This is a genomic window from Tessaracoccus bendigoensis DSM 12906 (assembly GCF_900141915.1).
GTDB lineage: Bacteria > Actinomycetota > Actinomycetes > Propionibacteriales > Propionibacteriaceae > Arachnia > Arachnia bendigoensis.
In genome coordinates, this window is record NZ_FQZG01000100.1 from 1 (window position 1) to 11,228 (window position 11,228).

Here is an 11,228-nt window from a genome sequence, read left to right on the forward strand (position 1 = left end):
TCTTTGGGAGGGTCCCTGCGCACGTCACGAGTGGTTTCGTCACGGGCCGCTCGTTCCTCACGGCCCGGCTCAACCGACGCGCGGCCCGGCTCAACCGTCGCGCGGCCCTACTCAGACCCTCGGCTGGCGTCCGATCCACTCGCCCAACTCGACCCGAGGACCCGTGAAGAACGGCGTCTCCTCCCGCACGTGCAACCGCGCCTCGACCCCGCGCTGGTGACGCATCGCGTCGGTCAGACTGTGCAGCTCATCGGCCTCGAACGCCAAGATCCACTCGTAGTCGCCTAGCGCGAACGCCGACAGCGTCGACGCGACGACCTCCGGAAACTCGCGACCCGCAATGCCGTGCTCGTAGAGCATCTTCGAGCGGTGCTCTGCGTCCAGGTAATACCAGTCGTAGCTGCGCACGAACGGGTAGACGGTGAGCCACGGCCGCGGCGCGAACCCCGCGAAGCAGCTTGGCACGTGGCTGCGGTTGAACTCGGAGGGGCGGTGCATGGCCATCACGGACCACACCGGTTCGAGGTAGTCGCCCAAGGCGCTCCGGCGCAGCGCGTGGTACCCGGCCTGCAGCGTCTCCGGATCGTTCGCGAGCATCCACACCATCAGGTCCGCATCGGCCCGGAAGCCGCCGACATCGTAGAACCCTCGGACCTTCACCCCGGTCGCCTCGACCTCGGTCTCGGCCGCCACAAGGGTGTCATCGTCTGAAGGCAGGGGAGAGGCCGTCGCGAAGACCGAGTACATGGCGTAAAGCGGCGTCGCGTTGATCGCCTCTAGGTCCACGTCGGTCTCATCACGCTCATCGCGGCCGGGGTGCTTCGTCATCTTGTCGCTCCTCGCAGTTCGGGTCGGGACAAACAGCAGGTTCCGGTTGAATACCTGCACACTTCGACGGCTTCACGCCCCTCGCGGACGGCGGCCGCATGCCCCAGCAGCCTGTCGACCAGCATCTCCACGAAACCCCGATCGGTTCCCACGGTGGCGGCTCGGACGTAGGGGAAGCCCAGATCGGCGGCGGTCTTCTTCGCCTCGGTGTCGAGGTCGTAGGCGACCTCCATGTGGTCGGAGATGAACCCGATCGGTGCCGCCACGACGCCGACGACACCCTCGGCCTGCACCTCGGGCAACCGGTCGTTGATGTCGGGTTCGAGCCATGGGATGTGGGGCGCGCCCGAGCGGGAGCAGAACGTCAACTCCCAAGCCAATTCCTCACCGAGGGACTCCCCGGCCAGCGTGGCCGTCTGCGCCGCAACCCGCAGGTGCTGCGCCTCGTAGCGGGCCTCCGGCGCACCGGTCGATGACGCCTCGTCCATGGCGAGGGGGATCGAATGCGTGACAAAAAGGATGCGGATCTGCCCCGACCCGACCTTGCCTCGCAGCGCCCGCACGGCGGCCACGAGCGAGCGGGCGTTCGCTTCGGCGAAGCGGCGGTCGGCCCAGAACGGGTCGAGCTTGTCGATCCTCAGCGCGTGCCCATCCACCGCGCGTTCCAGGTCTTCGCAGTATTGACGGCAGCTCGAGTATGACTGGTAGGCCGACGTGGCGACCGCCAACACCCGCTCATGGCCAGCATCGACGAGCGCGCCGATAGTCTCGGCGAACATCGGATGCCAGTTGCGGTTGCCGATCACCACCGGCACTTCGACGCCCCGGCGTAGCAACTCGGCGCGGACATCGTCCATCAGCTGCGCGTTCAGCTCGTTGATGGGCGACTTCCCGCCGAAAAGCTCATAGTGAGCCGAGACCTGCAGTAGCCGTGCGTCCGGGATACCCCGGCCCGCGGTCGCATTGCGCATGAACGGCAGCACGTCCTCCGAGCGGTCAGGGCCGCCGTAGGACGCGAACAGCACCGCCGAGAACGGCGCCAGGCTCACATCGCCTGCCGCGACGACGGCATCTCCTCGAGATCGCAGACCTTCAAGTGGGTCACTGGGCACGTCTGCTCCTCCAGGTCGTTCGGGTCGATGTCGGGCTCGTCACCGATCCCGTACAGCTCCGCCATCGCATGCAGATACTCATCGGTGCGACCCCGCTCGGCCGCCAGCTTCGCCCGCGTTGACGGGATGTGGAGCAACCTGGTGGCGAGCCGCCGCAGCGCCAGTGCAGCGTCGTCATGGGTGAGCGCCCGGTTCGGCAGCCGCGACACCTCGTCCTCCACGAGCGCCATCATGGCCTCACGCAGCCCGACGACAGCCGGGTCGACGATCCGGGCGCGCAGCCGGGTCAAGGCGTCAGCGATGCCTTCGTTGACGATGGCCTGCGCCTTCCGCGTGTCCTCCGCGATGCCTGTCCCCAACTCGGCCTGGATTGTCGCCAGGTCCACGAGCGTGACACCAGGTACCTTTGAGACGAGCGGGTCGACGTCGCGTTTCAGCGACAGGTCGAGGAGGCGGATCGGCCGGGTGATGTCCCGGTGGCCGATGACGTGGCAGCCCAACCCCCGGCAGGTGACGACCAGATCGGCATACTCAAGGCCATCAGCCAGCGAATCGACGCTGCGGGTCCGGTGGCTCCTGGCGAAATCGGAGCCACGTCCGCTGGAGGAGTGCACCCCGATGTCGTTGACCCCACGGGAGCGCAGGGCAGCGACGACGGCGCCTGCATACGAACCGGTGCCGACGATCAGCACGCGCGACCGCGACCAGTCGGGAAGGGAGATCAGATCCAGCCCGGTGCCGACCAACGAGCGGCCGGCGCCCTCAAGCTTGGTCTCGTTGGCCACACGCCGCGACGTCTTGAGCGCCTCCTCGACGGCGATCATCAGCGGCAGCGAAGCGTGGCCGTCGTGCTGGGCATCGGCGAGGGCGCGGCGAAGCTGCCCCGCGATCTCGCGTTCGCCTATCACCATCGAGTCGAGGCCGGCTGCGACACGGAACACATGCCCCAAGGCGGCTTCGCCCAGGAACAGGTCCCACGCCGGGGCGGTGGCGAAACTCTCGTTGATGCAGCCCCGCAGGTATGTGTTGGGGATGTCGCCTTCGGTGTCGAGCAACAGCTCGACGCGGTTGCAGGTGCCGAGCAGCACCACGCCGTTGACGCCGTCGTGCGCGCGTAACCGGGCCGCGAGCCCGTCGAGGCCCGCGCTGATCCGTTCGACCTCGGACAAGCCCTGCCGGTCGTGCTGAATTGAGAAGATCCGCAATGTCACAGTGGGTCCTATTCAACCATCACCCTCGGGTACGGCAGAATCAACCCCATCATGAGTTCACTCCTGACCGCGCTGAGCGGTACCCGTCCCGACCATCTACCAGTGTGGTTCATGCGGCAGGCCGGCAGGTCATTGCCCGAATACCGAGCGTCCCGGCACGACACGAGCATCCTCGAAGCCTGCCTGGAACCCGAATTGGCGGCCGAGATCACCCTCCAGCCGGTCCGGCGCCACCGGGTCGATGCCGCGATCTTCTTCTCAGACATCATGACGCCCCTGGTGCTGGCGGGGGTCGACGTCGACATCGAAGCGGGCATCGGCCCCGTCATCGCGCACCCGATCCGCACCGCGGCCGACGTCGACGCCCTCGTCGCGCACGAACTGGAGGATGTGTCCGCGATCGAGGCGGCGGTTCGGCTCGTCGTCGCCGAACTGGGCGATGACACCCCGCTGATCGGCTTCGCTGGAGCGCCGTTCACCCTGGCCGCCTACCTGGTGGAGGGTCGGGGTTCGCGCGACCATCTCGCGGCTCGTTCGATGCTGCACGCCGACCCGACGTCCTGGCATCGATTGCTCGACTGGTGCGCGGGCATCTCCGGGCAGTTCCTCACCGTCCAGGTCGACGCGGGGGCCAGAGCCGTCCAACTGTTCGACTCCTGGGCTGGGTCCCTGACCCGCGCCGACTACGTCTCATCGGTGGCTCCCCATTCGGCCAAGGCTCTCGGATCGGTGGAGGGACGGGTGCCTCGGATCCATTTCGGCACCGGCACCCGGCACATCCTGGCAGACATGGCCGGGCTCGGTGTCGAGGCCATGGGGATCGACTACCGGACGCCGCTCGACGAGGCCGCCGCGCTCCTGCCCGGCGTCCCTCTGCAGGGAAACATCGACCCTGCGCTGCTCGCCGCTGGCTGGGAGCCACTCGAGGCGCATGCCGTGGACGTGGTCGAGCGCGGTAGGGCCGCGCCCGCGCACATCGTCAATCTTGGTCATGGCGTTCCGCCGACCACCGACCCGGGAGTGCTGACCGAACTGGTCGCGTTCCTCCACCAGCTGTGAACGCCGTAGTCGTCGGGGGTGGGCTCGCCGGCCTGCTCACCGCATACCGACTGATGCAGGCCGGTCACAGCGTAAAGATCCGTGAAGCGGCCCCGCACTGGGGAGGCATGATCGCCCCCGTCCAGGTCGCCGGCATCCAGGTCGACTCGGGCGCCGAGGCATACTCCACCCGCGGTGGCCTCGGCAGAGCACTGTGCCGGGAGCTGGGGCTGGAAGTGGCGGCCCCCGAGAGCCATCCCCACGTGTGGTGGGCCGACGGCAGTTGGCCGATGGCCGAGGGGCTCCTCGGCATCCCGGGCTCCCTCGACGACCCCTCACTCGGCGTGCTGAGCGATGAGGAGAAGGCACGCTTCGCGAAGGACCTGGAGCTCGGCCCGGAAGTGGGCCAGGACGCCCACACGATCGGCGACCTGGCCAGGGTCCGGCTCGGCGCAGGGGCCGTCGCGAAACTGGTCGCGCCGGTGGCCACCAGCATCTACGCGACCACCCCCGAACACCTGTCCTTGGCCGCCGTCGCCCCCGGCATCCTCGAATCCATCCGCACCGAAGGCTCTCTCATCGGCGCCGTCGCGGCGCTCAGCGCCAGCAGGGGATCGGCGGTGGAACAGCCCCACGGGGGCATGTTCAGGCTGATCGACGCCCTTGCGGCCCGGCTGGAGGAAGCTGGTGTCGACGTGCGGCTCGCTGCCCCCGTCGCCAGCCTCCGACGAAGCAGGCAGGGGTTGCACGTCCATGTGCGTGACGGCGAGGACCTCCTGACCGAACGGGTCGTTCTGGCAACCCCGGCGGCGGTGACCGTCAGGCTGATGGGCGGGCTCGGTGTGGAGTTCCCCGCGCCCCCGGTGCACAAGGCCCGGCAGGTGCTGCTGGCCGCCTCCAGCGCAGGGCTGAAAGACCATCCGGTCGGTTCGGGCGTGCTGGTGGCCACGCGTGACGCGGTCCGCGCCAAGGCGTTGACCCACTACTCCGCGAAGTGGCCGTGGGCCGCGCAGTCGGGGCTCGAGGTGCTTCGCCTGTCCTACCCCGACCACGTGTTCCCCACGCGTGCCGAGGTGTTGGCCGACGCCTCGAGGCTGACCGGCGTGCGGATCGCGGATTCCGAGGCCGTCGGTCTCGTGTCAGTCAGCTGGGACAGCCTGCCGACCCGGATCGAGGCGGCCAACCGCGACCACCTCGTCGGCATGGCGGCTGCGGTCGGGGTCGACATGGTGGGGGCCTGGCTGGATGGAAACGGCATCAGCACGGTGATCGCCGGAACGCAGCGGGTTCACGCATGAGGCTCAGCCTCGGCACCCGTGGCTCGGCGCTGGCGTTGGCCCAGTCGGGGCAGGTTGCCGACCGGCTCCGCGCGCTCGGCCACGACGTCGAACTGATCCGGATCAGGACCCGAGGCGACGTGACGAGGGGGTCGTTGGCGACGACCGGGTCGCTCGGTGTCTTTGCGGCCGAACTGCGCACCGCCCTGCTCGACGGGGGCTGCGACTTCGCCGTCCACTCCATGAAGGACCTGCCGACCGAACCGGTGCCCGGTCTGGTGATTGCGGCCGTGCCCACCCGGGCCGACCCGCACGACGTGCTCTGCGCCCGTGACGGCCTGAGGTTTGCTGCGCTGCCTCCGGGGGCGAGCGTCGGCACCGGGTCACCGAGGCGGGTGGCGCAGCTGCGGCTGCTGCGCCCCGACCTCAGGTATGTGGATGTGCGTGGCAACGTCGGGACCAGACTGGCAAGGGTCTCCTCTGTCGACCTCGACGCCGTCGTGCTTGCCGCGGCTGGGCTGGCTCGGTTGGGGATGGTCGACGCCGCCACGGATGTGCTCGACATCCTCCCCGCGCCCGGGCAGGGGGCGCTGGCGCTGGAGTGCCGCGGCGACAATGCCGAGGTGATCGCGGCGCTGGCAGCGCTCGACGATGCGGCGACCCGCCTCGCGGTCACCGCGGAGCGGGATGTGCTGGCCGACCTGGGTGGGGGGTGCGCCGCCCCGATCGCAGCCTGGGGCCACGAGGGTCGCCTTGACGCCGGTGTCTTCGCGCCCGATGGCACCGCCGCCGTCCGTGCCACGGTCGACCTGGATACATCTTCTGGCCATCGCGCCGCCTCCGCGCTCCTGGCCGATGGTGCGGCTGAGGTGATCGACCTCGGTGCCGCACGGTCCTCAAGGCTCGCTGAACTGCACGACGATTCGTCGCTCTGGGGCGGGGGTACCGTGCTTGCGGGTCTCCGCGTGCTGTTGCCGCGTGCCGACGGGGCGCTCGCCGAAGGCATCCGGGCCGCCGGCGCGGAGGTGATGGCAGTGCCGCTGCAGCGCCGGATTCCGATCGTCCCGACCGACTGGCCGAACGCCGCCGACTGGGTCGTGATCACCTCGCCGGCCACCCTCGACGTGCTCGACGGGCTGGGCCTCACCCTCCCCGCGGGGGCTCGGATCGCCGCCGTCGGTGCGGCCACCGAGGCCGCAGCCCTGGCGCGCGGGCTGCCGGTTGCACTGCGTCCTTCTGGAGGCCGTGGCAGCGCCCAGGCACTGGCTGATGCCTGGCCGGACACGGAGGGCAACGTCCTGATCCCCGGCTCGGCCCGCTCATCCGGCGAGCTTGCTGCGGCCCTCCAAACAAGGGGCCACGATGTCACCGCGGTCGCGGTGTATACGGTGGAGGCGTTGGAATCGGCGCCTGCCGACCTGGCCCGCGAGTACCGCGACGGCACGTTCGACGTGGTCGTCGTCACCTCCGGATCGGTGGGCGAGGCGGTCGACCGGCTGCTCGGCTGGCGCGAAGGCACCCGCGTGGTCGCGTTCGGGCCACCCTCTGCCGCGGCGCTGATCCGGATCGGCGTCGAACCCGACGCCGTCGCTGAGACCCAGGACGCGGCCGGTGTGATCGCCGCGATCGGGGGATAGGAGAAGAGATGGTCACCGTGCGTCCCAGGAGGCTGCGCACCACGCCCGCCATGCGGCGGCTCGTCCGCGAGGTCGAGGTGCGTCCTTCGCAGCTGGTGTTGCCCATGTTCGTCGCAGAACAGAGCGGCGACGTTTCGTCCATGCCCGGGGTCAGCCGCCACGACCTTGACGGCGTCAGGTTCGCGGCCGAGAGCGCCGTCCGGGCAGGGGTCGGCGGCCTGATGCTGTTCGGCGTGCCGGACGACGAGGACAAGGACCCGTTCGGGTCGCAGGCGTGGGCCGAAGACGGGATCCTGCAGCGCGGTATCGCGGCCGTCCGTGACGCCGTCGGCGACGAGATCGTCGTGATGGCCGACACCTGCCTCGACGAGTTCACCACGCACGGGCACTGCGGGTTCGTGCTCGAGGACGGGAAGGTCGACAACGATTCGACGCTGACCGCCTATGTCGAGATGGCGGTCGCGCAGGCCGCAGCGGGCGCCCACGTGGTGGCGCCGTCGGGGATGATGGACGGCCAGGTCGCCCGGATCCGGGAGGGGCTCGACTCAGGCGGTTTCGACGACGTCGCGATCCTCGCCTACGCCGCGAAGTACGCCTCCGCCTTCTACGGCCCGTTCCGGGAGGCGGTCGACAGCACGCTGCAGGGCGACCGGAAGACCTACCAGCAGGACCCGGCCAACCGACGCGAGGGTCTTCGCGAGGCGCGGCTCGACCTGGCCGAGGGCGCCGACCTGGTGATGGTGAAGCCCGCGGGCTACTACCTCGACGTGCTGGCCGACGTGGCCGCCGTCTCCGAGGTGCCGGTGGCTGCCTACCAGGTGTCGGGGGAGTACGCGATGGTCGAGGCCGCCGCCGAGCGTGGCTGGGTCGACCGCCGTCGGATCGTGGAGGAGTCGGTGACGGCGATCGTGCGGGCCGGGGCCGATGTCGTGTTGACCTATTGGGCACAGGAGTTGGCGGGATGGCTGAAGTGATCGACAACGAGGCGCTGTTCAGGCATGCCCGGGACGTGATCCCCGGAGGGGTCTCGTCCCCGGTGCGGGCGTTCGGCTCAGTCGGCGGAACGCCGGTGTTCGTGGCGTCTGCCCGGGGCGCCTACATCCGTGACGTGGCCGGACGCGAACTGGTCGACCTGGTGTGTTCCTGGGGGCCGGCCCTGCTCGGGCACGCGCACCCAGAGGTAGTCGAGGCCGTTCAGGAGGCCGCGGCTAAGGGGCTCTCGTTCGGTGCGCCGACGGCGGCCGAGGTCGAGCTGGCCGACGCCGTCAGGGCCAGGGTGCCGGTCGCAGAGCAGGTGAGGTTCGTGTCGACCGGGACCGAGGCGACCATGACCGCGATCCGCCTGGCGCGCGGCGCGACGGGCCGCGACCGGATCGTCAAGTTCGCGGGCTGCTACCACGGGCATTCGGATGCTCTGCTTGCCTCCGCCGGTTCAGGCGTCGCGACCCAGGGCCTGCCCGGGTCGGCGGGCGTAACGGAGGCCGCCACCCGCGACACCATCGTCGTCGAGTACAACGACCGCGCGGCGCTGGAGGAGGTGTTCGCGTCCTCCGGCGACCGGATCGCAGCGATTATCACGGAGGCCGCGCCCGCCAACATGGGCGTCGTGCCGCCGTCGCCGGGGTTCAACTTCTTCCTGCGCGAATTGACGTCGCGTCACGGGGCGCTGCTGATCGTCGATGAAGTGCTCACCGGGTTCCGGGTCGGGCCGGGCGGATGGCTCGGATTGGAGGGCGGCTACCGACCGGACATCGTCACGTTCGGCAAGGTCGTCGGGGGTGGGATGCCGTTGGCGGCGCTGGGTGGCCGCGCCGACCTGATGCAGTTGCTGGCGCCGGTGGGACCGGTCTACCAGGCGGGGACCCTTTCGGGGAACCCGCTTGCCACCGCCGCCGGGTTGGCGACGCTGCGGCTCGCAGGCGATGCCGTCTACGCCACCGTCGACCGGCGCTCGCTCGAGCTCCAGGCGGCCGTCGGGGAGGCGCTGAGCGCCGCGTCGGTGCCGCACCACATCTCGGCGGCCGGCAGCCTCTTCTCGGTGTTCTTCCGGGAGGGCGCCGTGACGAACTATGAGGAGGCGAAGGCGCAGGATCAGGGAGCCTTCGCCCGGTTCTTCCACTCGATGCTCGACCAGGGGGTGGCGCTTCCTCCGTCGGCGTTCGAGGCGTGGTTCCTGTCCGCGGCACACGACGACGAAGCGATGGCTCGGATCGTGGATGCGCTTCCGGTGGCGGCACGCTCTGCACAATCGTGAAAGACTTGGGGCTGTCGCACAAGGGAAGAAGGATCAAAGGTGAAGCTTCGGTTGGGGACCCGTTCATCGGCGCTGGCGCTGGCACGCACTGAGGAGGTTGCGGAACAGCTTCGTGGTGCTGGGCACGAGGTCGAGGTGGTGCGCGTCACGACGGTGACCACGGATTCCACCCACATGCCCGAGGGCTACTCGGGAAGCGTCTTCGCTGGGGAGTTGCGGCAGGCGTTGCGCGACGGCCAGTGCAACGTCGTCGTCCATTCGGTCAAGGACGTTCCGCTCACCGATGAGCCTGAGGGTCTGATCTTCCCGGCCGTGTTGAAGCGCGGCGACCACCGCGATGCCCTCGTCTCGTTGAGGGGCGTGCCCCTGTCTGCGCTGCCCCGCAAGTCCAGGGTCGGGCTCGCCTCGCTGCGTCGGATGGCGCAGCTGCGGGCGCTGCGTCCGGATCTCACGTTCGTCGAGATCCGGGGAACGACCGATGAGCGGGTCCGTCGCCTGGATCCCGGCGATCTGGACGCGGTCGTGCTGTCCGCCTCCGGGCTGAAGACCCTCGGCTTGGAAGACCGGATCGCTGAATACCTGCCGATCCTTCCCGCACCTGGTCAGGGCGCCATCGCTTTGGAATGCCGTGCCGACGCCACGGATCTGGTGGCGGCACTTCGCGAGTTCGACGACGTCGAGACGCGGATCTGCATCGACGCCGAGCGTGCAGTGCTCACGGGCCTGGACACCGGCTACATCGCGCCGGTCGGTGCGATCGCGTCGCGCCGGGGCATCCTCGGGCTCAAGGCCGGCGTGTTCTCGGTCGACGGCACGAAACGGGTCGTGTTGGAGGTCGGGCTGCCCACCTCCGAACTCCACGCACAGCGGATCGGGTACAACGTCGCCAACGCGCTGAAGCAACGCAAGGCTGAGCGGTTCTTCGCCCCCGAGGTGATCGAGAACATCGACCTGTCCGGGGCGCATGAAGACGACGAGTCGAGCTTCATCGAAGGCCCGGCCGACGATGACCGGATCCGGGTGCTGCTGCCGCGGCAGGAAGGTCGCCTGTCCGCGACGTTGCGGGCGAACGGATTGCGCGTCGACACCGCGACCCTCCAGGAGGCACACCTGATTCCCGCGGACAACACGCTCGATGGGGCGGATTGGGTGGTCATCCCGTCGGCTCAGACGATGTGGGCGCTGCGTGAACGCGGTTGGGAGATCCCGGCGTCGAAGAAGATCGCGGCCATGGGCTCCACGACCCGACAGGTCGCCGAAGAGGCGGGTTACGCCGTCGTGTTGAGCCCCGAGGGCACCGCCAGCTCGGCGTCGCTGGTCGACATGTTCCCAGTCGCCAAGCAGGGCGAACGCGTGGTGATCGTCTGCGCCGACCAGTTGTCCTCCAAGTTGGAGGACGGGCTGCGGGCGAAGGGCTACGAGGTTGAGCGGCTTGAGATCTACACCATGTCCGACGTGGAGCAGGTGGACGCAGAGTTGAAGCAGATGTGGGACGACGGGGCGTGGGATGCCGTGTTGCTCAGCCAACCGTCGCTCGCAGAGGCCTACGCCAACCTGCTCGGCCACCGCGACGACGTCCACGTGCTGGCCTGGGACGAGCCGACGGCTGCCGCGCTGAAGAATCTTGGCATTCCTGTGCTGGATGTGGCCAAGTCGAAGGATCACTTCGGGGTCGCCGCCTTGGCCCGCGAGTTGGTCAAGGTCTGCGGCCGTTGAGCCGCGCTCAGGCTGTTTGACGACGAGGTTCGGCCCCTGCTTGGGGTGAGGGCTTGGGTTGGGTAGTGGGTTTGAGCAGGATCTACTACTCATTCTGCGGTCTTCGGCATTGTCAGCAGACGATGCTTGGGGTCGCTCGTTGACTTGCGAATCCT

General features: G+C 69.2%; 9 protein-coding genes and 1 pseudogene. 7 read left to right on the top strand and 3 right to left on the bottom strand.

Features of this window, described 5'->3' with window-relative positions; all coding sequences use genetic code 11:
- Positions 1-111: 111 nt before the first annotated feature.
- The 3 genes from hemQ to BUC15_RS17515 are packed head-to-tail and all read right to left on the bottom strand — an operon-like array spanning position 112 to position 3,151.
- Positions 112-828, bottom strand: coding sequence for a hydrogen peroxide-dependent heme synthase (gene hemQ / locus BUC15_RS20560; protein WP_217652290.1), 717 nt, complete (start codon positions 826-828; stop codon positions 112-114).
- Positions 825-1,940, bottom strand: a complete 1,116-nt coding sequence (locus BUC15_RS20565; RefSeq protein WP_245788033.1) for a ferrochelatase — start codon at positions 1,938-1,940, stop codon at positions 825-827. Before BUC15_RS20565 ends, hemQ begins: the two co-directional genes overlap by 4 nt.
- Positions 1,874-3,151, bottom strand: coding sequence for a glutamyl-tRNA reductase (locus BUC15_RS17515; RefSeq protein WP_073190992.1), 1,278 nt, complete (start codon positions 3,149-3,151; stop codon positions 1,874-1,876). Before BUC15_RS17515 ends, BUC15_RS20565 begins: the two co-directional genes overlap by 67 nt.
- A 51-nt stretch (positions 3,152-3,202) precedes the next feature.
- Here BUC15_RS17515 and hemE point away from each other — a divergent pair, with 51 nt between their 5' ends.
- The 7 genes and pseudogenes from hemE (at position 3,203) to hemC (BUC15_RS17545) (ending at position 11,073) form a co-directional block, all read left to right on the top strand.
- A complete protein-coding gene (gene hemE, locus BUC15_RS17520) occupies positions 3,203-4,210 on the top strand; it encodes a uroporphyrinogen decarboxylase (RefSeq protein ID WP_073190996.1) in 1,008 nt (335 codons plus the stop codon).
- A complete protein-coding gene (locus BUC15_RS17525) occupies positions 4,207-5,487 on the top strand; it encodes a protoporphyrinogen/coproporphyrinogen oxidase (protein ID WP_073190999.1) in 1,281 nt (426 codons plus the stop codon). The genes hemE and BUC15_RS17525 overlap by 4 nt, the downstream gene beginning before the upstream one ends.
- Positions 5,484-6,368: pseudogene (gene hemC / locus BUC15_RS20885) on the top strand (hydroxymethylbilane synthase); the annotation flags it as partial. The gene BUC15_RS17525 and the pseudogene hemC (BUC15_RS20885), both read left to right, overlap by 4 nt.
- Positions 6,369-6,431: 63 nt before the next feature.
- The gene (locus BUC15_RS20890) at positions 6,432-7,103 is read left to right on the top strand and encodes a uroporphyrinogen-III synthase (protein ID WP_281249307.1); all 672 of its coding nucleotides are present in this window, start codon (positions 6,432-6,434) and stop codon (positions 7,101-7,103) included.
- 8 nt (positions 7,104-7,111) lie between these two features.
- On the top strand, positions 7,112-8,077 hold the full coding sequence (gene hemB / locus BUC15_RS17535; protein WP_073191005.1) for a porphobilinogen synthase: 966 nt from the start codon (positions 7,112-7,114) through the stop codon (positions 8,075-8,077).
- Positions 8,074-9,357, top strand: a complete 1,284-nt coding sequence (gene hemL, locus BUC15_RS17540; protein WP_425443378.1) for a glutamate-1-semialdehyde 2,1-aminomutase — start codon at positions 8,074-8,076, stop codon at positions 9,355-9,357. Before hemB ends, hemL begins: the two co-directional genes overlap by 4 nt.
- Before the next feature lie 39 nt (positions 9,358-9,396).
- A complete protein-coding gene (gene hemC / locus BUC15_RS17545) occupies positions 9,397-11,073 on the top strand; it encodes a hydroxymethylbilane synthase (protein WP_073191011.1) in 1,677 nt (558 codons plus the stop codon).
- Positions 11,074-11,228: the final 155 nt, after the last annotated feature.